The organism is Allobosea sp. BK604, from assembly GCF_004341515.1.
In the GTDB taxonomy this organism is placed as follows: Bacteria; Pseudomonadota; Alphaproteobacteria; order Rhizobiales; family Beijerinckiaceae; genus Allobosea.
This window is the reverse complement of the sequence record NZ_SLZF01000004.1, coordinates 301,202-327,386: the sequence shown is the minus strand read 5'-3', so window position 1 is coordinate 327,386 and position 26,185 is coordinate 301,202. Positions and strand designations below refer to the sequence as shown.

Sequence of the window (26,185 nt, the reverse complement as noted above, 5' to 3'; positions counted from 1 at the left end):
CGGACCTAGCTCTCGCTGACCGACATCAAGGTGCGCAGCAGGTAGTTGCTGATCAGCTCGCGCGCCTTGACGGCGTCGCGCTGCCTCAAGGCATCGATGATCGCGGCATTGTCGCGCGCCGCGGCCTCGCGCACCGCGCTGATCGGCAGCGGATGCCCGCCCGGCCGGCCCCAGCCCGCCCGGCGGCGCGATTCGATGATCTGCTCGAAGACCGAGACCAGGAAGCCGTTATGGGAGGCACGGACGATTGCGAGATGAAGCGCGTATTTCGCTTCCTTGAACTCGCTCCAGCTGCCGGCATTGCGCAGGGCCTCGAGATAGGCCGAAAGCGCCGCGAGATCCTGCTCGCTCGCCCGCTCCGCGACCAGCTCCGCCAGGGTCGGCTCGAACATCAGGCGCGCCTCGAGCAGCTCGCCGAGGCTGAAATTCGGTTCGGCCGCCGGCTCCTGCAGGCCCTTCGACACGCTGCGGGCGACGAAAGTGCCGCGCCCGACATGGCGGATGATCAGCCCCTCGTCGGCGAGCTGGTTCATCGTCTTGCGGACGGTGTTGCGAGCCGCGCCGAACCGCGAGGCAAGCGCGCGTTCGGTCGGGAGCCGCGTCCCGGTCCGCAACTGCCCCTCGACGATCGAACTTCTCAGGCTCTGGTAGATCGCCTGGCTGTCTGAATCGGATTTGAGCCGTGCGCTGGTCTCGTCCGTCTGTCTGGCCAGATTCTCGATCATGTTTGGTCTGATTTGGTCCTGCCGCTGCACCTATCGATACATCATTTGTACCAATTGTTCAAAAGCCCCTACGCAAGCTCTCGCGCGTCAGAATGAGTTGGAAATTGGTTGAGATTGGGTGATATTGGTTTAGTCATAGCAGGACACTCTGACCAATCGCGAGGATAGTCGCATGAAGACGCAGGCGGGCCGGACCGGCGCCCAGATTCTGGTGGATTGCCTCGCACTCCACGGCACCGAGCGCGTCTTCTGCGTCCCCGGCGAGAGCTATATCGCCGTGCTCGACGCGCTCCATGACGGGCGCGACGCGATCGATCTGATCGTCTGCCGCCAGGAAGGCGGGGCCGCCAACATGGCCGAGGCCCATGGCAAGCTGACCGGGCGCCCCGGTATCTGCTTCGTGACCCGCGGCCCCGGCGCGACCAACGCGTCGATCGGCGTCCACACTGCCTTCCAGGATTCGACCCCGATGATCCTGTTCATCGGCCAGGTCGGGCGCGACTTCGCCGATCGCGAGGGCTTTCAGGAAGTCGACTTCCGCGCCATGTTCGCGCCGCTGGCGAAGTGGTCGGCGCAGATCGACGACGCGCGCCGCATCCCCGAATATCTGCATCGTGCCTTCCAGACCGCGATGGCCGGACGGCCCGGCCCGGTCGTGCTGGCCTTGCCCGAGGACATGCTGAGCGACATCGTCGCCGGCGAGATCGATCTCGGACGCCGCGCCGAACCGATCCCGGCCGCACCGCGCGCCGATCAGGTCGACGAGATCATGACGCACCTCGGCAAGGCGCGGCGGCCCATGATCATCGCGGGCGGTGGCGGCTGGAGCGAGCAGGCCGGCCGCGACCTCGTGGCCCTTGCCCGCCGAAATGCGCTGCCGGTCGCGGTGTCCTTGCGCTGCCAGGACTATCTGCCGAACAGCGAGCCCTGTTTCGTCGGGCATTTCGGCATCGGCGCCGAGCCGAGCCTGACCAAGCGGCTGGGCGAGGCCGATCTGCTGCTCGTGCTCGGCCCGCGCCTCGGGGAGATGACGACCGCTGGCTACACCTTGCTCGCACCGCCCCGGCCGGCCGGCAAGACGGTCGTCCATGTCCATCCCGATCCGAACGAGCTTGGCCGCGTCTACCAGGCCGATCTGCCGGTGAATGCCGCCGCATCGACAGTGGTCGCGGCCCTCGCGGCGCGTGAGCCGGTCGCCGCGCAGCCATGGCGCGACTGGGCGCGGGACTGCCGCTCTGACTACGAGGTGAGCCTGGTCCCGTCGCAGCAGCCCGGCGGCGTCAATCTCGGCGAGATCGTCAGCCAGTTGCGCGCCGCCCTTCCCGCCGACACGATCATGTGCTCGGGCGCCGGCAACTATACCGGCTGGCTGCATCGCCACTGGCATTTCTCGGATTATCGCACGCAGCTCGCGCCGACCTCCGGCGCGATGGGCTATGGCGTGCCGGCCGCGGTCGCCGCCAAGCTGGCCTACCCGCAGCGCGGTGTCGTCTCCATGGCCGGCGATGGCTGCTTCCTGATGAATGGCCAGGAGTTGGCGACGGCCGCGCAATACGGGCTGAAGATCCTGTTCATCGTCGTCAATAATGGCATGTACGGCACCATCCGCATGCATCAGGAGCGGCATTATCCGGCACGGGAAAGCGGTACCGCATTGACCAACCCGGATTTCGTGACGCTGGCCAAGGCCTATGGCCTGCATGCCGAGCGCATCGAGGCGACCACCGATTTCGAGGCTGCGTTCGAACGCGCACGCAACGCGCCGGCCAGTGCCTTGATCGAACTGATAACCGATCCGGAAGCATTGTCGGTGCGCAGCACGCTTTCGGGCGTGCGCAACTCGGCTCTCGCGCGCCTGGCGGCGAACTGAGGCGGACGAATTCGATAGGGAGTATCGCTATGTCTTCTGAACAGGCTTTCTGGTCGTCCCTTACGGCTGCCGAGCACGAATTCCAGTACAATCCCCAGGCCGCCTTCCCCGATTTCAAGGACGCGCAGGCGAGCCGCGCGGCGACCAATGCCGCGGCCCTGGAGCAACTCGTGCGCCATGCCGACCTTTCCTATGGCGAGCACCCGCTGCGCAAGGTCGATATCTATCCCGCGGCGGGGAACGACGGCCCGGCGCCGGTCCATATCTTCTACCATGGCGGCTATTGGCGCGCGCAGGACAAGCAGAATTTCGCCTTCGTCGCCGCGCCGCTGGTCGCCGCCGGCATCACCACCGTCATCGCCAATTACGAGCTCTGTCCCGCCTCGACGCTGGACGGGGTCGCGGAATCGGCGATCGCCGCGCTGGCCTGGGTCAGACAGGAGGCGGCGCGCTTCGGCGGCGATCCCGGCCGTATCAGCCTGTCCGGGCATTCGGCCGGGGCGCATCTGGTGGCCGAATGCATGGCGCATGACTGGGCGGGCGAAGCTATCGATCCTGCCTTCGTGAGCGGCGCGGTGATGATCAGCGGCATTTTCGATCCGCGCCCGGTCATGGGCACCAGCGTCAATGCCGAGGTGCGCCTGACCGAGGAGATCGCGCGGCGCCGCGACGTCGAGCGCCGGCAGGTCCAGGTCAAATGCCCGACGACCTTGATCGCGGGCGGTCTCGAGCCCTGGCACTGGATCGAGCAGACCTATCGCTATTCGCATCACCTCCACCGCAGCGGCATGCGGCCGGAAGTCCATACGCTCCCGCGCTGGGGTCATTTCGACATCCTGAACGAGCTGATGGAGCCGGGCGCGCCGCTTCCGAGCGCGATCATCGGCAAGGCGCGGCCGTCGCGAGCCTAGAGCATTCTCGCGCGAATCGGATGCCGGTTCGCGTGAAGACAATACATCAAAATACCGGGCTAGAGCATTCTTGCAGTTCGTAAAAACACCAGAATGAACGAGCCCGCAGCCGGCGAGCAGGAAGCACGACATGAGCGCGCAGAGATGGCGATTGACCGTCTACGACCTCGCCCCCACGGGGCATTATATCGTTCCGACGGGCGGCCACGCTTTCGTCTATGCCGCGGATGGTGACACCACGGTTACGGGCACGAGCCTGGCACAGGATGCCGGGAGCTTCGCCACTGCCGGAGATACCGTCTCGGCATCCGCCATCGCCTGGATCTACGAGCTCGTCCCGGGTGCCAGTTTGCCTCCGCGGCAGGACGGACTTTCACCGGTGCTCTCGCGCGCCGTCTCGCTGCCGGAGGGCGCTCACCTGCTGCGCGCCGATCGCGTCGAGTCCGCGGCCGGCGCCCAGACCCCGGCGCATCGGCATCAGGGTCCCGGCATACGCCGGCTTCGGCGCGGCCTGCTCCTGGCCGAGGTCGGCGACCACCTCGACCGCATCGAAGCGGGCCAGGCCTGGTTCGAGAGCGGCCACGAGACCGTCGTCGGAACGAATATCAGCGGCGCCACCAATGCCTTCGTGCGCGTGATGCTGCTGCCGGTCGCACTGGCCGGAGGGAAGAGCTCGTTTATCCCCGCAAATCCCCAAGAGGCTGCGAAGCCTCGCGCAGCGAACCTCACGCTGTTCGGGGAGCGCCCGCTTTGAGGACCTTTACCGCATTTTGCTCCGGTCGTCGGCGAACCCAATTAGCCCGCTCCTGATGCCCAGGATCGGCCGGGCAGTGGACGATCCTATCGTGTTCCGATCCTCAGCCCGAACAGCCGGGGGATCGCGGCCGCGGCGCGCATCGGTGCGCTGCCGCGCTCGCCCCGTTCTTCCGCTTCTTCGCAGCCGATGATGCCCCAGCGGATCAACCGGCCGCCGAGGGTTCGCAGCGGCTCCGGTGGCAGCGCGGGCAAGCCGCGCGTGCAGAGCGGCAGGCTCGACCAGTCATCCTTCACCCCGAGCACAAGCGAGGCCAGGCACTGGCCGCCCATATAGGTCGGATTGACGCCATGGCCGGAATAGCCGCAGCCATAATGGATGCGGCGGCCCGGCAGCGTGCGGAAAAACGGCAGGCGGTCGGACGAGACATCGATGCCGCCGCCCCAGGCTCTCGTGATGCCGATATCAGCAAAGCCGGGCAGCAGGCGCCGGAGGCCGCGCAGGGCGCGCTCTGCCGAGGCGTTGTCCCGCATCAGTGCCGCAGCCGCGGCATCGCCGCCGTAGGCGATCGGGCCCGAGCCGGAGCCCATCAGGACGCGCCCGTCCACGGTCTTCCGGAAATAGTGCAGGAACATCCTGAGATCGGCGATGCCCTCGTCGCCGGTCCAGCAGGCGGCGGCGACCTGCTCCGGCGCCGGAGCCGTCATCAGCGCATAGCTCGAGAAGACGCTGACATGGGGCCGGATCTCGGGCAGCCGGGCGAGCGCGATATTCGTGGCCAGAACGACGTCGCGGGCGATGATCTGGCCAGCCGGGGTGCGAAGCCGGTTCGGCGTGCCGGCATCGAGGCCGAGCATCGGCGTCTTCTCGTAGATCGTGACGCCGGCGGCCAGGGCCGCGCTGCGCAGCGCCCGCGCCAGGCGGGCGGGATGGACGTTCGCCCCTTCCGGCAGGAAGATCCCGGCGCGGAAGGCCGGCGACTTGCAGCGCAGCGCGACCTCGTCCGCGCTGAGCGCCTGGGCGCTGTCGGGAACGCCGAGTCGCCGCGCCGTGGCGACCATGGTCGCGATCCTGGCATCCTGCGCCGGGGAGGCAGAGACGCAGAGATTGCCGGCCTCGCGCCACCAGACATCGCGGCCGGGACTGGTCGCGAAGCGGCGGATCGCGTCCTGCGCCCGCGTGCCGGCACGCGCGACCGCGAGCGCGGCATCGGCGCCGAGATTGGCTTCCATGCCGGCGAGCGAGGCCCAGTAGCCATGGACCTTGCCGCCATTCTTGCCGCTCGCACCGGAGCCGCAAAGCGACGCCTCGATCAGCGCAATGGTCAGCGACGGCGCCCTCTCCTTGAGGGCGAGCGCCGTCCACAAGCCGGTATAGCCGCCTCCGACGATCGCGACATCGACCTGCGTTCCGCCCGACAGCGCCGGCAACGGCGCTGGATTGCCTTCAGCCGCAAGTGCGTCGTCGAACCACCAGGAGCGCTCGGCCGGGACAAGGGTCGGATCGGATGGCGATGCGGGCATCACGAATCTCTCGGCAAGCAGCGGCGAGCTCCTGTCGAAGGCTAGTCCAGCCCGGAAAGCCTGGTCCGCAGCTCGAGCATCTCGCTGCAGACGGCCTCGAGGTCGGAGATGGCGAAGCCTTCAGCCAGTTCCGGCGCGTAATCGCCGAGGCGCTGCTGCAGGACACCGGTGTAACGCACCCGCCCGGCCTCCACGACGAGGCCGCTGCGCGCCTCGTAGGCGGCATTCCACGCGATCGCCACCTCGCGCGGCAGGCCGGCCGGAAGTGCGAGTTCAAGGCCGGCCGCCGTCAGCTCGACCGGGTAGCCGCCGGGCAGCCCGGCCGGACCGGGCACATGGCCGGACCAGGTATCGCCCGCCGCCAGGGCCAGCAGCATCGGCACGCCGCTCGCGCCGGAGATGTCGATTACGGGCTCGGGCGTCAGCTTCACCGCGGCGAAGGTGGCGAAGACGTCGCCGAGTTCCTTGCCGTCGACCCAGACCCGCGGCGCAGCGGCCCCTGCCCGCTCGGTCGCCGGCCGGCGCCAGGCCGAGAGGTTCTGGTAATGGGCGAGCAGCTTGAGCGCGCCCGGAACCAGGCGCGAGCCGGCGAAGACATTCGACAGGATCGCGACATTGCCCATGCCGCAGGCGACCTGATGACCCTGCGCCGTGATCATGCCGTTGACGACATCGGGGAAGCAGCAATTGATCAGGGCCGTGCGGTGCCCGAGGCTCGTGATCGCGGCGGCCACGCGGCTGCTGATCAGCGCCTGGAACACGGCCGTCGCGCTCAGGCCGCCCTCGGCGACGAGACGCGTCCAGGCATTTCCGCTATGGGCGATGACCTGCGAGGTCTGGATCGAGGCCGCCTGGACGGTCACCTTCGGTCGCGTTGTCTCGATCAGCGCCGTCGCGGCTCCCTCGCCGAGCAGGTCGATCTCGTATGTCTCGAACAGGGCCGGGCGACCGAAGATGGCGGCACGGGCACTGGCCGCCGTCTTCAGCCATTGCAGCCGGTCGCGGTTGCGCCCGGCGATCACGACCTTGACCGGGCTCGCCGCCGTCGCGGCAATGTCGAACAGGATCCGCGCGGCGAAGCCGCCAGTGCCGGAAACCAGGATATCGCAGCAACTCATCGCGTCAGGCTTTCTGCAGGGCCATGCGGTCGAAGCAGTCCTCGCGGCTGGGCGAGAGCTTGTGCTTCATGATGCGCTGGCTTGCGGTACGCTCGAATTCGGCGACGACCGCGATGTAGCGCGGGTTCTGATAGGGGGCGAGGCGTTGGCCGAGCCAACGCGAGAGCGCTTCCGGATCGACCTCGCTGCCCTCCTTCGGCTTGACGAAGAGCTTGATCTCCTGCTCGCCGATCTCGGCCGCGACGCCGATCATGGCGCAATCCTCGACTGCCTCGTATTCGGCCGCGACATGCTCGACCTCCCAGGCCGAGACGTTCTCGCCGCGGCAGCGCACGCTGTCGGTCATGCGGCCATGGAAGAACAGGTTGCCCTCCGGATCGAACGAGCCGAGATCGCCGGTATGGAGCGCCCCATTGCGCAGCGCCTTGGCAGTCGCCTCGGGATTGTCGAGATAGCCGGGGAAGATCGCGCCCGGCTTCGAGCTCCGCACCACGATCTCGCCGCGCTCGCCTTGCCCGACATGTCGCCCCTCGGCGTCGAGCAGCTCGACCGTGAACCAGGGCATCGCCCGGCCGACGGCGCCGAGCGTGCCGCTGTCGTTGCAAGTCGTGATGCTGGAGGCTTCGGTCATGCCGTAGCATTCGCGGATCTCGACGCCGAAGCGCTTCTGGAATTGCGGCCAGATATCGGGCGGGCAGCCGCCTCCCCAGGCGATGCGCACGCCATGCGTCCGGTCGAGCGCGCCCGGCGGCTGCTTGAGCAGGATCTGCAGGATGCCACCGAGATAATGGATATGCGTCGCGCCCTCCTCGCGCACCTGCTGCCAGAAGCGGCTGGCGCTGAAGCGGTCGACCATGGCGAGCGTGACATCGCGGATCATCGGCAGCGGCAGGAGCTGGGCGCCGCCGATATGGTAGAGCGGCTCCCAGACGAACAGCACTTCGCCGGCCTTGGCGGCCGAGACCCGCCCGACGCCTTCCGCCGCCAGCCGCAGCATCCGGTGCGAGACAATGACGCCCTTGGGCCTGCCGGTCGTGCCGGAGGTGTACATGATGGCGAAGACTGCATCCGCCGCGGGCGCAGCTTCGTCGAAGCCGCTCCCCGAGCTCAGGATCGCATCGAGCGCGCCGCCTCCCGCATGGACCAGCACCGCGGGAGCGAGCTCGGCCGGCCTCGCCTCCTCGACCAGCGCGGCGAGGTCGGCATCGACGACGATCAGCTTCGGCCGGGGATGGCTGAGCAGGTAGCGCAAGCCCTCGCCGCGCTGCTGCGCATTGACCGGCACCCAGGCCACTCCCGCCTTGGCCAGGCCGAAGACGACAGCCAGCGTCGCGACGCTGTTGCGCATCATCACCGCGACCCGGTCGCCAGGCTCCAGGCCGAGGCTGCGCAAATGGGCGGCAAAGGCGCAGGCTTGCCCGTCGACCTCGGCATAACTGACCGGCACGCCGTTGAAGCGGGCATAGACCATGTCGGGATGGCTGAGCGCGCGCTCGCGGAGCAAACCGACAAAGCCGTTATCGTCGAAGGCCATTGAAACTCTCTCAGGGGGTGTTCAGGAGACGCGGCGGAAGCGTTCCGCCAGCAGCAGCAGCACCGTGACGATCACGAAGACGACGACGGAGACGGCGGCGAGCGTCGGGTTGAGCTGCAGGATCATGTCGTCCCACATCTGCTTGGGCAGCGTCGTCTTGATGCCGCCGCTGACGAAGATCGCGATCGTCAGCTCGTCGAACGAGGTGATGAAGGCGAAGAGGAAGGCTGCGATCAGGCCGCCCTTGACCAGCGGGATCGTGACCGAGGTCAGGGTCCTGACTCGATTGGCGCCGAGCGTCGCAGCGGCCTGGTCGAGCCTGACATCGTAAGTCTTCAGGATCGCCGAGACCGTGACCAGCGCGAAGGGGATGGCGAGCACGGTATGGCCGATGACGAGGCCGAGATCCGTGGCGACGAGTCCGAGCTTCGCGAACAGGTAGAACAGACCGACCGCGATGACGATGCGCGGCACGATCATCGGCGCCAGGAAGAAGGCAAAGATCAGCCCGCCCCAGCGCGTGCGGCTATGGGCGAGCGCCAGCGCCGCGAAGCCACCGATGCAGGTCGCGGCGAAGGCCGTCGCCGTCGCAACGAGGAAGGAGCGGATCGTCGCCTGGATCCAGAGCGGCGAGGAGAAATAGGTCTCGAACCATTGCAGGCTGTAGCCCGGCGGCGGGAACTCGAGGAATTGCGAGGAGGTGAATCCGAGCGGGATGACAAGCAGCGTCGGCAGCACCAGGAAGGCGATCATCAGCCAGGCGAAGACCGGCAGCAGCACCCTGTTGCCGGCCTTGCCGATCAGCTTGCGGCTGGTATCGGCGACCAGCCCGCTCGCCCTGGCGAGAAGCGCGAGGATCGCCAGCCCGAGATCGCGGATGCGGCCCTTGCCCTCCTGCGCCTCGCCGCCCGAGATGGTCGAGATGCCGAAGAGCCGGTCGTAGATCCAGCAGGCGATCAGCGCCGTCGCCAGCATCATCGCGGCGAGCGCCCCGGCGAAGGACCAGTTCAGCAGCTCCTGGACCTGCGTGATGATCAGCTGGGCGAGCATCGTCTCGCGCCGCCCGCCCAGGAAGGCCGGCACGATGAAGAATCCGAGCGAGGAGATGAAGACGAGCAACCCGGCCGCGGCGACGCCCGGCAGCGACAGCTTGAAATAGACCAGCCAGAACGCATGCGAGGGCGAGGCTCCCAGCGTCTGCGCCGCCTGCACCAGCCTGCCGTCGATATTGATCATCACCGGCAGCATGGTCATCACCGCCAGCGGGACCATCGCGTGGACCATGCCGACCATGACGCCGAATTCGTTATGCAGCAGCTCGAGCGGCTGGTCGCTGACGCCACTGCCCATCAGCAGGTTGTTGATGACGCCGCTGCGGCCGAGCACGATCATCCAGGCAAAGGTCTTGACGAGATAGCTCGTCCAGAACGGCACCATGACGAAGAGCAGCATGCGGCCGCGGAACAGGTCCGGCATGCGCGCCAGCCAATAGGCCAGCGGATAGCCGAGCAGCAGCGACCACAGCGCCGTGTTGCCAGCGATCTTGAAGGTGATGCCGAGCACACGGAGATAGACGTCCGTACTGGCGATGCGCTGGAAGGCGGCGAGGCTGAAGGCCCCGCCCTGCGGATTGCGCAGGCCGAGCGAGAGCAGCTCGCCGACCGGATAGGCGAAGAACACCGCCAGGAAAATGAGGCCGGGCACGGCGAGCCAGAGCGCGTTCGGCCGCCTCAGCCAGGCCGGCATGCCGCCCGATCGCGCGGGAGCTGCGGGAACGGCGCTCATGGCACCAGCACCGCCCTGTCGCTGTCCCAGCCGAAGGACGCGGTCTCGCCGAGCGTCGGCGCCGGCACCCCGGCCGGCAGGCGCAGCGTGATCGCCTGCCCCTCGCCCAGCGTGACGATGACGCGCGTCTCCGAGCCGGCATAGACGACCTCGCTGACGCGGCCGCTCAAGCTGTTGTCGGAGCCGTTGCCGAGATGCAGGCATTCCGGGCGCACGACGAGCGCCGCGCCCTCCGCCCCCGGCGCGGGCGCATCCGCCGGCAGGTGGAACACGCCATGCGCCGTCTTCAGCATCCGCCGGCCCTGGGACTCGACGAATGCACCGCGCAGGATGTTGGAGATGCCGATGAAATCGGCCGCGAATGCGGTGCGCGGCCGCTCGTAGATGTCGCGCGGCGTGCCGAGCTGCTCGATCCGCGCATGGTTCATCAGGCAGATGCGGTCGGACATCGCCAGCGCCTCTTCCTGATCATGCGTGACATAGATGATCGTCGCGCCGCTCTCGCGATGCAGCCGCTTGATCTCGATCTGCATATGCTCGCGCAGCTTCTTGTCGAGCGCGCCGAGAGGCTCGTCCATCAGTATGACCGAGGGCTGGTAGACGAAGCAGCGGGCCAGCGCGACACGCTGCTGCTGCCCGCCGGAGAGCTCGCGCGGGAAGCGTCCGGAGAGATGGCCGAGATGGACCATGCCGAGCGCGTCGGCGACGCGCTGCTTGACCTCGGCCGACGGCCGTCCGCGCATCTTCAGCGGGAAGGCGATGTTCTCCTCGACGGTGAGATGCGGGAACAGCGCATAATGCTGGAAGACCAGCCCGATATCGCGCTGGTGCACCGGCGTGTCCGACTGGTCGCGCCCGTCGATGACGACGCGGCCCTCGCTCATCTCGACGAGACCGCAGATCAGCTGCAGCAAGGTGGTCTTGCCCGAGCCCGAGGGCCCGAGCAGGGTCAGGAACTCGCCCTCCGCAACGGAGAGCTGGGTCGGCTCGAGGGCCGTGGTCGCGCCATAGCGCTTGCACAGCCCTTCCACCACGAGTTTCGGCGGCGACTCGCCGCGCATACCGGTCATCATCGCCACCGAAACGCGCTCGTCAGCTCAGCAGCCAGCTGTTGAACTTCTCGGTCACGGCCGAGCGATTGGCGCTCCACCAGCCTTCGTTGGCGATCGCCATCTGCTTCAGATTCTCCGGCGAGGTCGGCAGCGACCTGGCGCGCTCGGTCGGGATCGTCTTGTAGGCGTCGAGATTGGTCGGGCCATAGGCGAGGATCTCGGTATAGATCGCCTGCTGCTTCGGATCGGAGCAGAAGCGAACGAACTGCCTGGCGACCTCGGCGCGCGGCCCGCCTTTCGGCATGCCCCAGCCTTCGATCGAGTAGAGCCCCTGGTTCCAGACGATCTTGGCCGGGGTGCCGCCGTCGATCGCAGCCTGGAAGCGGGCATTCCAGCCCGGGATCATGTCGACCTCGCCGCTTTGCAGGAGCTGGGTCGACTGGGCGCCGCCGGTCCACCACACCGCGACATGCTGCTTGATCTTGTCGAGCACCTTGAAGGCGCGCTCGACATCAAGCGGATAGAGCTTGTCGAGCGGCACGCCGTCGGCGAGCAGCGCCTGTTCGATCGTATCGATCGGATTCTTGCGCATGGCGCGGCGGCCGGGAAACTTCTCGACGTTGAAGAAGTCGGTCCAGCTCGTCGGCGCATTCTTCATGCGGTCGGTCCGGTAGGCCAGGACGGTCGAGTAGACGTCCGTACCCATGTAATTCGCCGAGACCGCCTCGGGCATGAGCTGCGGCACGTCGGCATGCGTGAAGCCGATCGGGTCGAGCAGGCCCTGAGCGGCCAGGATATCGCGCGCCGAGAGGGTCAGCGTGCAGACATCCCAGGTGTAGGATTTGGTCTCGACCATCGCCTTGAACTGCGCGGTCGGCTCGGCTTCGCGGGCGACGTTGACGACCTTGTTGCCGGTCGCCTTCTCGAACGGATCGTAGAAGGCCTTGCGCCAGGCCGGGCCGAACGGGCCGCCGGGATCGGCGACCGTGATCTGCGTCGCCGCCGCGGCGCGGCCGATGATGGCCGGCGCGAACACGCCGGTCATGGCGGCACCGCCGGTCAGCTTCAGCAGGCTGCGACGGTTCAGCTTGGAATCGAACATCATGACATTCTCCCGTTCCGCGGTTGTTCCCGCATTCCCCTCGTCCAAATCCCCGGGCGGTCGGCCGTTCAGGCCTTTCTCGCCGCCCGTTTCGCCAGGAACTCTTCCATCATCCGGGCCGGCTCGCCGGTGGCATAGGCTTCGCGCTGGTTGCGGATGCCGGCGACCAGGCATTCACGGAAGCCCTCCTCGGTCACCTCGCGGAAGCGGGCCTTGTTGAGCCGCATGGCGACGGGCGGCTTGGCCGCGAGCTCCTCCGCCAGCGCCAGCGACGCCGCCATCACCTGGCCCTTCGGGACGATGCGATTCATCAGGCCGATGCGGAAGCATTCATCCGCGTCCATCATCCGCCCGGTCAGGGTGAGGTCGATGGTCCGGGCGATGCCGATCATCTCGCGCATGATCCAGGGACCGGTCACCGAGGCGATGCCGGAATTGATCTCGGGCTGGCCCATGGTAACGCCGTCATGGCCGATGCGCAGGTCGCACAGCAGTGCGACCTGGAAGGCCGAGCCGGCGGCGACGCCGTTCAATGCGGCGATGACCGGCTTCGAGAGCGAGCGGATACGGTCGTAGAGGCGCTCCCATTCGCCCATCCACTCCTCGGCGCGGTCGGCATCGAAGGTCTTGGTCTCGTTCAGATCCTGCCCGGCGCCGAAGGCACGCTCGCCCGCGCCGGTCAGGATGATCGCCCGCACCGCCTCGTTCGCCTCGAGCTCGTCGAAGGCCTCGACGAGCCGGGTCCGCATCGGCGCATTCCAGGCATTGAGCACCTGAGGACGGTTGAGGGTGAGGATGCCGACAGCCCCCCGAACCTCGCTCAGAACGAATTCCTTCATGCCTGGACTCCCGATGATGTTTTATCGATATACGATAAGTTATATTGAATGATCGAACGAAGCCGGCCATCTTGTCAACCGGAAGTGTCGCCGCCATTGATCCGGACAGGAGAGGCCAAGCATGACGACGCTCGACGAGAGCAAGGCGCCCAAGGGCAAGCGCAGCGGCAACGCCGGCGAGAAATCCGACGACCCGCTGATGGTCATGTCGGTGGAGAAGGCGTTTCGCGTGCTGTCGGCCTTTGGCCGGCAGCATCCGACGCTGAACCTGTCGCAGGTCGCTTCGGTGACCGGCATGGACATCAGCTCGGCCCAGCGCTTCACCCATACGCTGACCAAGCTCGGCTATCTGCACAAGGACAGCGAGACCAAGCGCTTCGAGCTGACCGCCAAGACGCTCGATCTCGGCCACCATTTCTTCCGCAGCAGCCGGCTGGTCGACCGGGCGATGCCCTACCTGATGCATCTCAGCAAGGAGACCGAGGAGACGGTCAACCTGACGACGCTGGAGGAGACCGAGATCATCTTCGTCTCACGCTTCCTGAGCCGCCACGTGCTCAATACCGACGTCATCATCGGCACGCGGATGCCGGCCTATTGCACCGCACCGGGCATCGCCATGCTGTCGCGCCTGCCCGAGGACCAGGCGATGGCGATCATCGACAAGTCCGACCGCAAGCAGCACACGCCCTCGACCACCTGGCAGCGCGACGCTCTCCTCGCAAAGATCCGCGAGACGCGGGCCCAGGGCTATGCGACCGCCTTCGAGGAATTCTACCTGAGCGACGCCTCGATCGCGGCGCCGATCCTCGATCACCGCGGCCGGCCCGAGGGCGCCGTCAACATCGCGGTCTCCTGTTCGCGCTACAGCCGCGAGGAGGTGATCGCCCGCTTCTCCTCATTGATCGTCGCCACGGCGCACGCAATCTCGCGGGTTTGAAAAGCACGACGGTTTCTTGACAGGCCCTGCGCTCGCCTTAGTATTATCCGACATAAGTTATCGCATAACGATAAGCGGGCGCTATGGCGGATTTGGCTGAGAGGGACGCGACGAGGCATCGGGCGCAACTGGTCCGCGCCGTCGCCCGCGACGGACGCGCCATCACCCTCACCATCGACGGCCGCGAGGTCGCAGCGACCGAGGATGACAGCGTCCTAGCCACCATCCTGACGCATGGCCCGCGCCTGCGGCATCTCGAATTCGGTGGCGAGCCGCGCGCCGGCTTCTGCCTGATGGGCGCCTGCCAGGATTGCTGGGTCTGGACCGCGCAGGGCGAACGCCTGCGGGCCTGCACCACACCGGTACGGGCCGGCATGGCGCTCCTGACCTTGCCGCCCGCTTTCGCCGCGCCAGGACCTTTCGCAACACCATGACCCGGATCGTCATCGTCGGCGCCGGGCCCGCCGGCATCAACGCGGCCGAGACCTTGCTCGCCCATGGCCGGCAGCCGATCCTGCTTGACGAAGGCCGCCAGGCCGGCGGCCAGGGCTACCGCAAGCCCTCGCCCGGCCTCCGGCTCGACATGAACGCGCTGATGGGCAGCGAGGCATCGAAATACCAGGCGCTGCATGAGCGCTTCGAGAGCTTGCGCGGGCAGATCGATTATCGCCCCGGCACGCTGGTCTGGGGCATCGACGGCAAGACGCTGCATCTCCAGCAGGATGGCCGCGCCACGACGCTGGACTACGACGCGCTGGTCATCGCAACCGGCGCGATGGACCGGATCGCGCCCATGCCGGGCTGGACCCTGCCCGGTGTCTTCGGGCTGGGCGGAGCGCAGGTCGCGCTGAAGGACCAGGGCTGCTTCATCGGTCGCCGGGTCGCCTTCCTCGGCTCCTCGCCGCTGCTGGCGCTGGCCGCCCGACAATATCGCGCACTCGGCGCCGAGGTGGTCGTGATCGCCGACACCACCCCCTTCGTCCGCAAGCTCGCCGCCCTGCCCGCCCTTCTGAACTCGCCGCGCACCTTGCTGCGCGGGCTCGCCTATCTCGGCGGGGCGATGCGTGCCGGCGTGCCGGTGCTGCATGGCGTCACACCGCTCGCCGTCGCAGGCGACGGACATGTCGAGTCGCTGCTGATCCGCGACGCGAAGGGCCGCGAACGCCGCTTCGCCTGCGACGCCGTCGCGCTCGGCTACGGGCTGAAGCCGGAGACGCAGCTCGCGGAGCTGGCCGGCGCGCAGCTCGCCTATGACGAGGCCTTCCGGCTCTGGCTGCCGCAGGCCGATGCCGATGGCCGCGCCGGCGACGGGCTCTATCTCGCCGGCGACGGCATGACGATCGGCGGGGCCGACGCCGCCGAGGCCAGCGGCGCCCTCGCGGCGCATGCCCTGCTCGCCGATCTCGGCATCCCCTCCGACGCAGCGGCCGTCGCGGCCCTGCGCCGGCGCGCCTCGCGCCTGCGCGCCTTCCAGCGCGGGCTGTCGCAGGCCTTCGCCTGGCCGGTCGCGCAGATCCGCGCCCTGCCCGACGATGTCACGCTCTGCCGCTGCGAGAAGGTCTCGCTCGGCGAGATCAGGCAGGCCATGGCGCAGGAACTCGGCCCGACCGAGGTCAACCGGGTCAAGGCCATGACCCGCTGCGGCATGGGCCGCTGCCAGGGCCGGATCTGCGGGCCGGCGCTCCAGGAAATCGTCGCGGGTGTCGGCAATATCGCCGGCGCCGAGGCGGGACGTCTGCGCATGCAGGCGCCGATCAAGCCCGTGGCGCTCGCCGCTGCCAAGGCCGGCGCGTCATGACCAGGCTGAGCGCAGATGTCGCCATCATCGGCGGCGGGCTGATCGGCGTCTGGTCGGCCTATTTCCTGGCGAAGCGCGGCCAGCGCGTCGTCCTGCTCGAGAAGGACGTGGTCGGCGCACAATCAAGCGGCACGAATTTCGGCAACCTTCGCCTGCAGGGCCGCTTTCCCGGACAATATCCGCTCTCGCTGCGCTCACAGGCGCTCTGGGAGCAGATCGAGACCTTGATCGGCGATGCCTGCGAGTTCGAGGCGACCGGTCATCTCTATTTCGCCTCCTCCGAGGACGAGTGGCGGAAGGTCGAGGCCTATGCCGCCGTCTCCGAATCCCATGGCCTGACGATCGAGCATCTGGACCACGTCGATCTGCGGCGCCGCTACCCCTGGCTCAGCGACAAGGCCTATGCCGCGACCTATTCGGCCCGCGACGCCACGGCCAATCCGCGCCTGGTCACGCCGGCCGTGGCACGGGCGGCGAAAGGGCTCGGCGTCACCATCGTCGAGACGTGCCGGGTCACCGAATTGCGGACCGGAGACGGCGCCTTCAGCCTCGCCACCGATACCGGCCTTTCGATCGATTGCGGCCAGGTCATCAATTGCGCCGGCGCCTGGGCGCTCGCCATTGCCGAGCAATTCAGCGAGACGGCGCCGCTCTTTCCGGCCGGGCCGCCGCAATTCGTCACCGAACCTTTCCCGTATTTCATCAGGCCCTCCGTCCAGGCCGTCGACGGCACCGTGATCTTCCGGCAGATCCCGCGCGGCAACGTCATACTCGCCGGCTATCCGCGCACGGCCGCCGACCCTGTCGCCAACCGCGCCCCGGTGCCGCTCGCCAAGACGCTGGCCGCGATGCGCCATCTCGGAGCGGCAGTGCCCGCCCTGGAGAGCTGCCATGTGATTCGCGTCTGGTCCGGCATCGAGGGCTATTTGCCCGACATGATCCCGGTCATCGGCCCGAGCCTGACGACGCCTGGTCTGTTCCACGCCTTCGGCTTCTGCGGCCACGGCTTCCAGATCGGCCCTGGCGTCGGGCTGTGCCTGAGCGAGCTGATCGTGGACGGTGAGACGCAAACGCCGCTCGCGCCCTTCTCGATCGGCCGCTTCACCGGTGCGGTCGAGGCCGACGAGAAATTCCGGCGCGAATTCGATGCGACGCCGGCCGCTGGAAACAAGCCATGACCCAGCATGTCGCCGTCATCGGTGCCGGGATCGTCGGCGCGCTGACCGCGCTCGAATGCCTGCGTGACGGCCACCGCGTCACCATCGTCGAGCCGGACGAGCCGGGCGGCGAGCAGGCGGCAAGCTATGGTAACGGCGCCTGGATCAATTCGGGCACGATCATGCCGGTCTCGACTCCCGGCCTCTGGCGCAAGGTTCCCGGCTTCCTCGCCGACCCGCTCGGCCCCTTCGCGATCCGCTGGCGCCACCTGCCGCGGCTGGCGCCCTGGCTGTTGCGCTTCGTCAGGGCGGGCTCGAGCGTCGCCAAGGTCGAGCAGGCCGCGCGCGCCCGCCGCGCCCTGATCGTCGACAATGTCGCGCTCTACCGGGGCATCGCTGCCGAGGCCGGGCTCGCCGACCATCTCGCTTATGATGGGCTGCTCTACGTCTTCCCGTCGCGCGCCGAGTTCGAGAAGGACGCGCTGGAATGGCGCCTGCGCCGCGAGAACGGCGTGAGCTGGCATGAGCTCGAGGGCGAGGAACTGCGCGCCTTCGAACCGGGTCTCGGCCCGAGCTATCGCTTCGGCGCCTATGTCAGGGAGGGTTGCAACCTCACCGATCCCGGCGCCTTCATCGCCGGGCTCGCAGGCTACATGACCCAGCGCGGCGCGACGCTCGTCAAGGCCAGAGCCACCGGCTTCGACATGGCCGAGGGCAGGCTGCGCTCCGTCTCGACCGATGCCGGCGCCATCGCCTGCGACAAGGCGGTGATCTGTGCCGGCGCCTGGTCCGGCCCGCTCGCCCGCGCTGCCGGCGATGCGATCCCGCTCGAAAGCGAGCGCGGCTACCATATCGTGCTGAGCGATCCCGAATATGCGCCGCTCCATCCGATCATGCCGAGCGACGGCAAGATGGCGCTGACCACGACCCGGGCCGGCCTGCGCGTCGCCGGGCAGGTCGAGCTTGCCAGCCTCGATGCCGAGCCCGACTGGCGCCGCGCCGAGATCCTGGTCAGCTTCCTGCACATGGCCTTCCCGGCCATCGCGACCCGGCCGGATGCGACCCGGATCAGGCGCTGGATGGGCCATCGTCCGTCCACGCCGGACAGCCTGCCGAGCCTTGGGCCCGCCTCGGGCTGCCCCGACATATTGCACGGTTTCGGTCACGGCCATGCCGGCATGGCGATGGCGCCGATCTCGGCCCGCTTCCTTGCCGATCTGATCGGTGGCAAGCAGCCTGCGCTGGCTGCGGCTCCCTATGCACCGCAGCGCTTCCGGCAATGGTGACGAAAGCAGCGATGTCCAACACTGTTCTCTACCTCGGCACGGCCGAGATCGCGTCGCTGGCGCTCGATCCCGCGCTGGCGCGCGACGCGATCCAGCGCGCCTTCGCCGCCCATCACGCCGGCCGGACGCTGAGCAAGCCAAAACTTGCGCTCGATCTCGGGCCCGGCCATCTGTTCCAGGCGATGATCGCAGCCTCGCCGGATCTCGGCATGGCCGCCGTGAAATGGCTCGGCATGGCGCCCGTCCAGGGCTCTGGCGGCGCCAATATCGACGCGCTGATCGCGCTGAACGATCTCGCCAGCGGTCGCCTGCTCGCGATCCTCGACGGCAATATCATCACCGGCATCCGCACCGCCGCAATGTCGGCCGCCGCCGCGGCAGCACTCGCACGACCCGACAGCGCCACGATAGGCTTCATCGGCAGCGGCGTGCAGGCTCGTGCTCATCTGGCGGCGATGTCGTCGCTGCTGCCAAGCCTCAAGAGGGTCATCGCCTTCGATTCCGGTCGCGACAGCACCCGCCGCTTTGCCGGCCACGCGGCAGAGCGCGGTTTCGACGTTGCGATCAGCGATGATGCCGAGGCGCTGGTGAGGGGAAGCGACATCGTCGTGACCAGCGTGCCGACGCGGCCAGGCTTCAGGCCCTTCCTCGATCCGGCCTGGATCCGCCCCGGCGCCTTCGTGACCTCTGTCGATGTCGGGCGCAGCTGGTACTCGGAGGGGATGCGGGCGCTCGATATCGTTGCGATCGACGACAACCTGCAGCAATCGGAAAACCTGCCGATCTGGCCGGACTTCGGCCCGATGGGCAGCTTCGATGCCGATCTCTCCGAACTCTGCGCCGGAGCCCGGCCCGGGCGCACCGAGCCGGCACAGCGGACCATGTTCGTCTTCCGCGGCTTTGCGCTGGCGGACCTTGCGCTCGCCGCCTGCGTCTACAATGCCGCTCTTGGAGCGCGAGCGGGAAATACTCTGCCGCGGTAATCAGGCGCGGGCTTAGGCAGGCGGGCACACCGGACTTGTCGAGCGCGCAAGGGCCCACCCGTCGGGCCGCACGGACTTAAGGGAAACGCAACTCTGGTCGACTGCGACTAGAGCATTTCCGCGCTTCTCCGAATCGCGAAAATTCTCTATCCCTTTGTTTTGACGCATTTTCTTCACGCGAACCGGTATCCACTTCGCTCGAAAATGCTCTAGCGTGCCCCGCCCTCGTATTCCGTGGCCGCAAGACGCCCGCCCTGGAACAGCTCGGCGAGCTCGGTCGCCTCGCCGATTCCCTCGACGTCCCCAACGAAGGTCTCGGCATTGTCCTGCGGGCGGAAGCCGAGCCGGTAGGCGTTGCTGTTGTCCCACCAGTTCCGGTCATTGTCGGAGACGCCGTAGACGATCTCATAGAGATAATCGGCGGTGAGGCCGATCTTCGTCATCTGCACCATGTCCGGATAGCTCATCCAAGTGCTCAGCATCCGCCGCGATTTCGGCTTCGGAAAGGTCGAGCCGATGCGCATGCACATGGCGCGGATGCCGTGTTTGTGGGCGTAGAGGCTGGCGAGATCCTCGCCGAAAGCCTTGCTCAGCCCGTAGCGCCCGTCGGGCTTGGCCGGCGAATTGTGGTCGAGCCTGTCATCGCGCGTGTAGAGCCCGATCGCGTGGTTCGAGCTGGCGAAGATGATGCGCTGCGTGCCGGCCTTGCGCGCTGCTTCCCAGAGATTGATCGCGCCGATGATATTAGCGGAGAGGATGACGTCCCAGGGCGCCTCGCTCGCCTGCCCGCCCATATGGACAACGGCATCGACACCTTCGAGCAGCCTGTCCACCGCCGGCGCGTCGGCAAGGTCGCAAGGCATGAACTCCTCATGCGGGCCCGTCGGCTCCAGCCGCCGCCGGCTCGACAGCCGGATGATCTCCGCCATGTCCTTGAGCTCCGGCCGCAGCATCTGGCCGAGCCCGCCGGCTGCGCCGGTGATCAGGATGCGTTTCAGGGTCATCGCAGCAGAAGTCCCGCCAGAGCATTTTCGAGCGAAGTGGGCACCGGTTCGCGTGAAGAAAATGCGATAAAACAGAGGCCTAGAGCATTTCTGCGATTCTAGGAAACGCGGACATGCTCCAGGCTCGGCCGGCCCAAGGCAGGCGAAGCCTCAGACGAGATGCGCCTCGATATAGTCGTGGTTGATATCCTGGCCGAGGCCGGGCTCGTCGCGCATATGGACATAGCCGTCACGGTCCATCTCGTCGTCGATGCGGTTGAGATAGGCCGGCGGCTTGTCATGGTCGATGAACGGGTGCAGCAGCCCGCGCTCGTAATAGGTCGTGTTCTGGATCGAGGCGCAGACCGCCATGTTGCCGGCGCCGCCGCCATGCACCTCGCAGAGCATGTGGAAGCCCTCGGCGATATGGGCGCATTTCAGGGATGGGCTGATGCCGCCGACATCGTAGACGCCGGTGCGGATCATGTCGCAGGCGCCCTTCGCGGCCCATTCCGCGCGGGTCCAGTACTTGCCCTGCATGTTCTCCGGGCCGAGGATGTTGAGCCGCGTCAACTTGCTGTTCAGCCACTGATAGGCGCTGAGCGAGGCCTCCTCCATCATCTCCTCGATCCAGAGATAGTTCAGCTCCTCGAGCTGCTGGCATAGCCAGAGCGAATCCTGGCGCGAGTACCAGTGGTTGGGGTCGACCATCAGCGGGATCTCGGGTCCGACCGCCTCGCGAACCGCCGCGCAGGCAGCGATGTCCAGTTTCACATCGGGCGCGCCCTTGATCGGCGGCATCCAGGTGTGGAGCTTGATCGCCTTGTAGCCGCGCTCCTTCACCATCCACTCGGCGAAGCGGCCATAATCCTCGGGCGTCGCGAGACCGCCTTCGAGTTCATCGCCGCACATCGTGCTGCCATAGGCCAGGATCTTGTCGCGATAGCCGCCGGCGAGCCGCCAGACCGGCTGCTTCAGGATCTTGCCATAGAGGTCCCAGAGCGCGAGTTCGACGGCGCAGACGACGCGGTCGCTCATCTGGCCGCTGCTGCCGCGCTGGCGCTTGTACAGCGCATGCCAGATCTGCTCGCGCATCAACGGATCGCGGCCGATCAGGATCGGCCGGATATAGCTCTGCAACAGGTCTTCGGTGACATAGGCCGGCAGGCAGGTGGTGTGGCCTTGCGTGCCGTCATCGGCAGTGATCGTCAGCAGGGCCTGCCTGGCGTCGCGCGTCGGGCCGGGATGGCCATGGCCCTCTGAATCCCGGCTCGTATCGGTCTTGTAGGTGAAGACCCTGGCCTTCACGTCGACGATCTTCATGGCTCGTTTCCTCGCTATCGCCCGGCGAAGCGTCGCCGGAAGAACGGGCGGTTCGCGCCGGACAACCCAGCCTCCGCACCTGTCTTGAACCGACTTATGTTGTCAGACAGGTTCGTATCGCGAGGATTCCGAACCTGTCAATCCACTTGCCGATAGCAGCCACTCTCCCGCGAGAAGTCCCGAGGGACCGCGCGATTCGTGCGCTTGACAGAGTTGGAGCGCTTCGGGCAACCTGTATGACAAATCTGTCATCAGAACAGATTCATTTGGGAGGATGCGGTGGTGTTGTTCGCCAAGCTCGGATCGATACCGGCTCGCCACGGGCGCACGCTCATGGCAGCGCTCGCCCTGCAAGCCGGGCTGCTGCTGCCTGGGCTCGCGCAAGCCTACAGTGAATCGCCGCAGCTCAAGCAGCTCGTCGACGCGGGCAAGCTGCCGCCGGTCGACCAGCGCCTGCCGAAGAACCCGCAGGTCATCACGCCCTTCGAGCGCGTCGGCCAGTATGGCGGCACGATCCGCCAGGCGATGCGCGGCGACGGTGACTACAACGCCATCCTGCGCTCGGTCGGCCCGCAGGGCCTGACGCGCTGGGACATCAAGTTCACCGGCGTCGAGCCCAACGTCGCCGAGGGCTGGACGACCAATGCCGACAAGTCGGAATACACCTTCAAGCTCCGGCAGGGCATGAAATGGTCGGACGGCCAGCCCTTCACCGCCGACGACATCCTGTTCTTCGTGCAGGACCTGCTGCCCGACAAGGCTTTCTTCCAGTCGCCGCCGCCGCGCTATGTCGTCAACGGCAAGCTGATGACGGCCGAGAAGATCGACGACTACACGGTCAAGCTGATCTTCGGCGGCCCCTATCGCACCTTCCCGGAGGAGATGGCGACCCCGGTCGGCCAGCACCCGGTGCTCTATGCCAAGCACTACTGCAAGCAGTTCCACCCGAAACACGCGACCAACCTCGACGAGCTGATGAAGCAGAACAACGTCAAGGACTGGGCAGCGCTGATGCGCCTGAAATGCGGCGATATCGAAGTGCCCTCGCGCTGGGCCAATCTAGAGCGCCCGACGCTCGATCCCTGGGTGGTGAAGGAGCCTTATCGCGGCGGCGCCACCCGCATCGTGCTGGAGCGCAACCCTTACTTCCCGCAGGTCGACACGGCCGGCAACCAGCTCCCTTATGTCGACTCGCTGCAATTCACCGTCTTCGGCGATGTCGAGACGATCCTGCTCGCGGCGATCAACGGGCAGCTCGACCTGCAGATCCGCTATATCAACGCGATCGCGAACAAGCCCGTCCTCTCCGAGAACATGGCCAAGGGCGGCTATTCGATCCTGGAGATGAAGGACCTCAACGCCAACGCCGCCGGGCTGATGGTCAACCAGACCACGCAGAACGCACCGCTGCGCAAGCTGATCCGGACGCCGGGCTTCACCAAGGCGCTCTCGCTCGGCATGGACCGCGAGGAGATCAACGAGATCGTCTTCCTCGGCGGCGGCAAGCCGCGCCAGATCGGCCCGCTGGCATCGCACCGGCTCTATAACGAGCAGCTCGCGACCCAGTTCACCGCGCATGACGTGAAGCAGGCCAACGCCATCCTCGACGGGCTCGGCCTGACCAAGAAGGACAGCCAGGGCTTTCGCCTCTACCCTGAGGGCGGGCGCATCAGCATCGCGGCGATCGTCAGCATCGGCTCGCCGGCCTATATCGAGGTGCTGGAGCTGATCCGCAAGCAATGGGCCGAAATCGGCATCGATCTGCTGATCCGCTCCTCCGAGCGCTCGCTCTTCTACGACCGCGCCCAGAATAACGACTACGACATCAGCGTCGACGCCCTCTCCGGCGGCCTCGACCCGACGCAGGAGATGCGCGCCATCCTGGCCATCCACCCGCTCGACTCGCGCCAGAGCATCCCCTGGGTGAAGTGGTACATGAGCGGCGGCAAGGTCGGCGAGGAGCCGAGCGAGAACATGAAGCAGCGCTATGCGCTCTTCGACAAGTGGAAGGTCGAGCCGGACGAAGCCAAGGCGGACGAGATCTTCCGCCAGATCCTGCAGCTCGCCGCCGAGGCCTTCGACGTCATCGGCACGGTCGAGCCGCCGGCCCAGCTCGGCATCCGCAAGACCAACCTGCGCAACGTCTTCGACAGCATGCCGTCGAGCTGGACCTACGCGACGCCCGGTGGCTCGCTGCCGCAGCAGTATTTCTACGCCCGTTGACAGCCGGCCCTGCCGGCGCGGCGCTCAGGCTGCCGCGCCCGCATTTCGCTCGATAACGCTGCGCAGGTTCGGAGTCCCGTCATGGCGCGTTACATCCTGAAACGCCTGCTGGCCACGATCCCCTTCGTGTTCCTGGTCTCGCTGACCGTCTTCATCCTGATCCAGCTGCCGCCGGGCGACTTCGTCACCAGCTACGCCGCCAAGGCCTCGGCCAATGGCGAGACGATCGACGCAGCGACCCTCGAGAGCATGCGCGCCCGCTACGGACTCGATCAGCCGCTGCTGAGCCAGTATTTCACCTGGATCGGCAACATCATCTTCCACGGCGATTTCGGCTATTCCTTCGAATGGCAGGCGCCGGTCTCCAGCCTGATCGGCGAGCGCATGCTGCTGACGCTGGTGCTCTCGCTGCTGACGCTCGCCTTCACCTGGTGCATCGCCCTGCCGATCGGCATCTATTCGGCGGTGAAGAAGTACTCGCTCGGCGACTACGTCTTCACCCTGATCGGCTTCATCGGGCTCGCCGTGCCGAACTTCCTGTTCGGCCTGATCCTGATGTATTTTGCCGTGGTCTATTTCGGCCAGGACGTCACCGGACTGTTCTCGCCCGAATTTGCCAACGCGCCCTGGTCCTGGGACCGCGTGCTCGACCTGCTGCAGCACCTCTGGATCCCGATCATCATCCTCGGCACCAGCAGCGCGGCAAGCCTGATCCGCATCATGCGCGCCAACCTGATCGACCAGCTCTACCAGCCCTATGTCGTGACCGCCCGCGCCAAGGGGCTGAGGGAGACGACGCTGCTGCTGCGCTACCCGATCCGGCTCGCGCTCAACCCGTTCATCAGCACGCTCGGCTGGATCCTGCCGCATCTCGTCTCGGGCGCGGTGATCACCTCGATCATCCTCAACCTGCCGACGGCCGGGCCGCTGCTCTACCAGTCGCTGCTTTCGCAGGACATCTACCTTTCCGGCGCCTTCCTTCTGCTGCTCTGCCTGATGACCGTCATCGGCACGCTGCTTTCCGACATCCTCCTCGTGCTGGTCGATCCGCGCATCCGCTTCGACTGACGCGACAACGACAACAGGCGCGCCCGCCCTCGGGCGGCGCAGCGAACCTGGGGATACGCCATGACCTTAGCCGTCGAAGCCATCGCGCCGGGCGCCGGCACTGCACGCCTCGCCTACGCCTCGCAGTGGCGTCTGCTCTGGCTGCGCTTCAAGCGCCACCGTCTGGCGGTGATCGGCCTCGCCCTCACCTTCCTGGTCTATTTCATCGCGCTCTTCGCCGAGATCATCGCACCGGCCGATCCGGAGCGGGCCAATGCACGCTTCGTCTATCACCCGCCGCAGGCGCTGCATTTCATCGACACGAGCGCCGACGGCGGCTGGAGCTTCCGTCCCTTCGTCTATGCCTACAGCATGAAACGCGACCCGGCGACGCTGAAGCAGGTCTTCGTGCCCGATGCCAATGGCCGCAAGACCTATTTGCGCTTCTTCGGCCCGGGCGACGGCTACCAGCTCTGGGGCCTCTTCCCCATGAACATCCATCTGCTGGCCGCGGAGAAACCGGGCGAGCCCTTCTATCTCTTCGGCTCCGACCGGCTCGGCCGGGACATGCTGAGCCGCGTCGTCTATGGCGCGCGCACGACCATGTCGATCGGTCTCGTCGGCGTCGTCATCAGCGTCGTGCTCGGCATCTTCCTCGGGGGCATCTCCGGCTATTATGGCGGCAAGATCGACTGGGTGATCCAGCGGCTGGTCGAGTACATCCTGTCGCTGCCGACGATCCCGATCTGGCTCGCGCTCGCCGCCGCCCTGCCCAAGGGCTGGTCGCCGATCCTCCAATATTTCACCATCACCGCGATCATCTCGCTGGTCGGCTGGACCGAGCTCGCCCGCGTCGTGCGCGGCCGTTTCCTGGCGATGCGCGCCGAGCCCTTCGTCACCGCCGCCAGGCTCGACGGCTGCCGTGAAGGCCGCATCATCTTTCGCCACATGCTGCCCTCGCTGGCGAGCCACATCATCGCCGCCGTCTCGCTGGCGGTGCCGACGATGATCCTGGCCGAGACGGCGCTGAGCTTCCTGGGGCTGGGTCTCCAGCCACCGGCGATCAGCTGGGGCGTGTTGCTCAAGGAGGCCCAGAACATCCGCTCCATCGCCGCCGCGCCCTGGGTCTTCATCCCCGGCATCGCGGTGATCCTGATGGTGCTCTCGCTCAACTTCGTCGGCGACGGCCTGCGCGACGCGGCCGATCCCTACAGCCAGTGAGGAGCGGGACG

Annotated in this window: 22 protein-coding genes; 12 read left to right on the top strand and 10 right to left on the bottom strand. The window is 67.0% G+C overall.

Annotated elements, in window-relative coordinates; all coding sequences use genetic code 11:
- Positions 1 to 5: 5 nt before the first annotated feature.
- Positions 6 to 725 (bottom strand): FadR/GntR family transcriptional regulator, encoded by a 720-nt coding sequence (locus tag EV560_RS14595; protein ID WP_131856502.1) that lies wholly within the window; start codon positions 723 to 725, stop codon positions 6 to 8.
- A gap of 172 nt (positions 726 to 897) precedes the next feature.
- Between EV560_RS14595 and EV560_RS14590 the strand changes: the two genes are divergently transcribed.
- From EV560_RS14590 to EV560_RS14580, 3 genes are all read left to right on the top strand, one after another.
- Positions 898 to 2,595 (top strand): thiamine pyrophosphate-binding protein, encoded by a 1,698-nt coding sequence (locus EV560_RS14590; RefSeq protein WP_131856501.1) that lies wholly within the window; start codon positions 898 to 900, stop codon positions 2,593 to 2,595.
- Between the two features lie 29 nt (positions 2,596 to 2,624).
- Complete coding sequence (locus tag EV560_RS14585) at positions 2,625 to 3,506, top strand: alpha/beta hydrolase (RefSeq protein WP_131856500.1); 882 nt, start codon at positions 2,625 to 2,627, stop codon at positions 3,504 to 3,506.
- A gap of 130 nt (positions 3,507 to 3,636) precedes the next feature.
- Positions 3,637 to 4,260 carry a hypothetical protein gene (locus EV560_RS14580; RefSeq protein WP_131856499.1) on the top strand — a complete coding sequence of 208 codons (624 nt, stop codon included), beginning with the start codon at positions 3,637 to 3,639 and terminating at the stop codon, positions 4,258 to 4,260.
- Positions 4,261 to 4,346: 86 nt separating this feature from the next.
- On the opposite strand, the gene EV560_RS14575 is transcribed toward EV560_RS14580, so the two are convergent.
- The 7 genes from EV560_RS14575 to EV560_RS14545 all read right to left on the bottom strand — a co-directional run bounded on the left by EV560_RS14575 (position 4,347) and on the right by EV560_RS14545 (position 13,213).
- The gene (locus EV560_RS14575) at positions 4,347 to 5,783 is read right to left on the bottom strand and encodes an NAD(P)/FAD-dependent oxidoreductase (protein ID WP_131856498.1); all 1,437 of its coding nucleotides are present in this window, start codon (positions 5,781 to 5,783) and stop codon (positions 4,347 to 4,349) included.
- A gap of 41 nt (positions 5,784 to 5,824) precedes the next feature.
- The gene (locus EV560_RS14570; RefSeq protein ID WP_131856497.1) at positions 5,825 to 6,901 is read right to left on the bottom strand and encodes a hypothetical protein; all 1,077 of its coding nucleotides are present in this window, start codon (positions 6,899 to 6,901) and stop codon (positions 5,825 to 5,827) included.
- A 4-nt stretch (positions 6,902 to 6,905) separates the two neighbouring features.
- Complete coding sequence (locus tag EV560_RS14565; RefSeq protein WP_131856496.1) at positions 6,906 to 8,435, bottom strand: class I adenylate-forming enzyme family protein; 1,530 nt, start codon at positions 8,433 to 8,435, stop codon at positions 6,906 to 6,908.
- A 21-nt stretch (positions 8,436 to 8,456) separates the two neighbouring features.
- A complete protein-coding gene (locus EV560_RS14560) occupies positions 8,457 to 10,220 on the bottom strand; it encodes an ABC transporter permease subunit (protein ID WP_131856495.1) in 1,764 nt (587 codons plus the stop codon).
- Positions 10,217 to 11,290, bottom strand: a complete 1,074-nt coding sequence (locus EV560_RS14555) for an ABC transporter ATP-binding protein (protein ID WP_248312049.1) — start codon at positions 11,288 to 11,290, stop codon at positions 10,217 to 10,219. Before EV560_RS14555 ends, EV560_RS14560 begins: the two co-directional genes overlap by 4 nt.
- A 22-nt stretch (positions 11,291 to 11,312) precedes the next feature.
- Positions 11,313 to 12,377, bottom strand: a complete 1,065-nt coding sequence (locus EV560_RS14550) for an ABC transporter substrate-binding protein (RefSeq protein ID WP_248312048.1) — start codon at positions 12,375 to 12,377, stop codon at positions 11,313 to 11,315.
- 65 nt (positions 12,378 to 12,442) lie between these two features.
- Positions 12,443 to 13,213, bottom strand: coding sequence for an enoyl-CoA hydratase/isomerase family protein (locus tag EV560_RS14545; protein ID WP_131856494.1), 771 nt, complete (start codon positions 13,211 to 13,213; stop codon positions 12,443 to 12,445).
- A 121-nt stretch (positions 13,214 to 13,334) separates the two neighbouring features.
- On the opposite strand from EV560_RS14545, the gene EV560_RS14540 reads away from it, so the two are divergent.
- The 6 genes from EV560_RS14540 to EV560_RS14515 all read left to right on the top strand — a co-directional run bounded on the left by EV560_RS14540 (position 13,335) and on the right by EV560_RS14515 (position 19,377).
- Positions 13,335 to 14,153 (top strand): IclR family transcriptional regulator, encoded by an 819-nt coding sequence (locus EV560_RS14540; protein ID WP_248312047.1) that lies wholly within the window; start codon positions 13,335 to 13,337, stop codon positions 14,151 to 14,153.
- A gap of 83 nt (positions 14,154 to 14,236) precedes the next feature.
- Positions 14,237 to 14,587, top strand: a complete 351-nt coding sequence (locus tag EV560_RS14535) for a (2Fe-2S)-binding protein (protein WP_131856493.1) — start codon at positions 14,237 to 14,239, stop codon at positions 14,585 to 14,587.
- The gene (locus EV560_RS14530; protein ID WP_131856492.1) at positions 14,584 to 15,951 is read left to right on the top strand and encodes an FAD-dependent oxidoreductase; all 1,368 of its coding nucleotides are present in this window, start codon (positions 14,584 to 14,586) and stop codon (positions 15,949 to 15,951) included. Before EV560_RS14535 ends, EV560_RS14530 begins: the two co-directional genes overlap by 4 nt.
- Positions 15,948 to 17,129, top strand: a complete 1,182-nt coding sequence (locus EV560_RS14525; protein ID WP_131856491.1) for an NAD(P)/FAD-dependent oxidoreductase — start codon at positions 15,948 to 15,950, stop codon at positions 17,127 to 17,129. The genes EV560_RS14530 and EV560_RS14525 overlap by 4 nt, the downstream gene beginning before the upstream one ends.
- The gene (locus EV560_RS14520; RefSeq protein WP_131856490.1) at positions 17,126 to 18,394 is read left to right on the top strand and encodes an NAD(P)/FAD-dependent oxidoreductase; all 1,269 of its coding nucleotides are present in this window, start codon (positions 17,126 to 17,128) and stop codon (positions 18,392 to 18,394) included. Before EV560_RS14525 ends, EV560_RS14520 begins: the two co-directional genes overlap by 4 nt.
- An 11-nt stretch (positions 18,395 to 18,405) precedes the next feature.
- Positions 18,406 to 19,377 (top strand): ornithine cyclodeaminase family protein, encoded by a 972-nt coding sequence (locus tag EV560_RS14515; RefSeq protein WP_165923470.1) that lies wholly within the window; start codon positions 18,406 to 18,408, stop codon positions 19,375 to 19,377.
- A 209-nt stretch (positions 19,378 to 19,586) separates the two neighbouring features.
- Here the strand turns inward: EV560_RS14515 and EV560_RS14510 are convergent, their stop codons facing one another.
- Together EV560_RS14510 and EV560_RS14505 are read right to left on the bottom strand one after the other, a co-directional pair.
- Positions 19,587 to 20,381 carry an NAD-dependent epimerase/dehydratase family protein gene (locus EV560_RS14510; protein WP_131856488.1) on the bottom strand — a complete coding sequence of 265 codons (795 nt, stop codon included), beginning with the start codon at positions 20,379 to 20,381 and terminating at the stop codon, positions 19,587 to 19,589.
- A gap of 150 nt (positions 20,382 to 20,531) precedes the next feature.
- On the bottom strand, positions 20,532 to 21,683 hold the full coding sequence (locus EV560_RS14505; protein ID WP_131856487.1) for an enolase C-terminal domain-like protein: 1,152 nt from the start codon (positions 21,681 to 21,683) through the stop codon (positions 20,532 to 20,534).
- A gap of 333 nt (positions 21,684 to 22,016) precedes the next feature.
- On the opposite strand from EV560_RS14505, the gene EV560_RS14500 reads away from it, so the two are divergent.
- The 3 genes from EV560_RS14500 to EV560_RS14490 all read left to right on the top strand — a co-directional run bounded on the left by EV560_RS14500 (position 22,017) and on the right by EV560_RS14490 (position 26,174).
- The gene (locus EV560_RS14500) at positions 22,017 to 23,906 is read left to right on the top strand and encodes an ABC transporter substrate-binding protein (RefSeq protein WP_131856486.1); all 1,890 of its coding nucleotides are present in this window, start codon (positions 22,017 to 22,019) and stop codon (positions 23,904 to 23,906) included.
- An 81-nt stretch (positions 23,907 to 23,987) separates the two neighbouring features.
- Positions 23,988 to 24,974 carry an ABC transporter permease gene (locus EV560_RS14495; protein ID WP_131856485.1) on the top strand — a complete coding sequence of 329 codons (987 nt, stop codon included), beginning with the start codon at positions 23,988 to 23,990 and terminating at the stop codon, positions 24,972 to 24,974.
- 60 nt (positions 24,975 to 25,034) lie between these two features.
- Positions 25,035 to 26,174, top strand: coding sequence for an ABC transporter permease (locus EV560_RS14490; protein ID WP_131856484.1), 1,140 nt, complete (start codon positions 25,035 to 25,037; stop codon positions 26,172 to 26,174).
- Positions 26,175 to 26,185: the final 11 nt, after the last annotated feature.

Coding starts and splice junctions, on each gene's coding strand:
- EV560_RS14595 (WP_131856502.1), bottom strand. CDS start 725: ATGATCGAGAATCTGGCCAGACAGACGGACGAGACCAGCGCACGGCTC.
- EV560_RS14590 (WP_131856501.1), top strand. CDS start 898: ATGAAGACGCAGGCGGGCCGGACCGGCGCCCAGATTCTGGTGGATTGC.
- EV560_RS14585 (WP_131856500.1), top strand. CDS start 2,625: ATGTCTTCTGAACAGGCTTTCTGGTCGTCCCTTACGGCTGCCGAGCAC.
- EV560_RS14580 (WP_131856499.1), top strand. CDS start 3,637: ATGAGCGCGCAGAGATGGCGATTGACCGTCTACGACCTCGCCCCCACG.
- EV560_RS14575 (WP_131856498.1), bottom strand. CDS start 5,783: ATGCCCGCATCGCCATCCGATCCGACCCTTGTCCCGGCCGAGCGCTCC.
- EV560_RS14570 (WP_131856497.1), bottom strand. CDS start 6,901: ATGAGTTGCTGCGATATCCTGGTTTCCGGCACTGGCGGCTTCGCCGCG.
- EV560_RS14565 (WP_131856496.1), bottom strand. CDS start 8,435: ATGGCCTTCGACGATAACGGCTTTGTCGGTTTGCTCCGCGAGCGCGCG.
- EV560_RS14560 (WP_131856495.1), bottom strand. CDS start 10,220: ATGAGCGCCGTTCCCGCAGCTCCCGCGCGATCGGGCGGCATGCCGGCC.
- EV560_RS14555 (WP_248312049.1), bottom strand. CDS start 11,290: ATGACCGGTATGCGCGGCGAGTCGCCGCCGAAACTCGTGGTGGAAGGG.
- EV560_RS14550 (WP_248312048.1), bottom strand. CDS start 12,377: ATGATGTTCGATTCCAAGCTGAACCGTCGCAGCCTGCTGAAGCTGACC.
- EV560_RS14545 (WP_131856494.1), bottom strand. CDS start 13,213: ATGAAGGAATTCGTTCTGAGCGAGGTTCGGGGGGCTGTCGGCATCCTC.
- EV560_RS14540 (WP_248312047.1), top strand. CDS start 13,335: ATGACGACGCTCGACGAGAGCAAGGCGCCCAAGGGCAAGCGCAGCGGC.
- EV560_RS14535 (WP_131856493.1), top strand. CDS start 14,237: ATGGCGGATTTGGCTGAGAGGGACGCGACGAGGCATCGGGCGCAACTG.
- EV560_RS14530 (WP_131856492.1), top strand. CDS start 14,584: ATGACCCGGATCGTCATCGTCGGCGCCGGGCCCGCCGGCATCAACGCG.
- EV560_RS14525 (WP_131856491.1), top strand. CDS start 15,948: ATGACCAGGCTGAGCGCAGATGTCGCCATCATCGGCGGCGGGCTGATC.
- EV560_RS14520 (WP_131856490.1), top strand. CDS start 17,126: ATGACCCAGCATGTCGCCGTCATCGGTGCCGGGATCGTCGGCGCGCTG.
- EV560_RS14515 (WP_165923470.1), top strand. CDS start 18,406: ATGTCCAACACTGTTCTCTACCTCGGCACGGCCGAGATCGCGTCGCTG.
- EV560_RS14510 (WP_131856488.1), bottom strand. CDS start 20,381: ATGACCCTGAAACGCATCCTGATCACCGGCGCAGCCGGCGGGCTCGGC.
- EV560_RS14505 (WP_131856487.1), bottom strand. CDS start 21,683: ATGAAGATCGTCGACGTGAAGGCCAGGGTCTTCACCTACAAGACCGAT.
- EV560_RS14500 (WP_131856486.1), top strand. CDS start 22,017: ATGGCAGCGCTCGCCCTGCAAGCCGGGCTGCTGCTGCCTGGGCTCGCG.
- EV560_RS14495 (WP_131856485.1), top strand. CDS start 23,988: ATGGCGCGTTACATCCTGAAACGCCTGCTGGCCACGATCCCCTTCGTG.
- EV560_RS14490 (WP_131856484.1), top strand. CDS start 25,035: ATGACCTTAGCCGTCGAAGCCATCGCGCCGGGCGCCGGCACTGCACGC.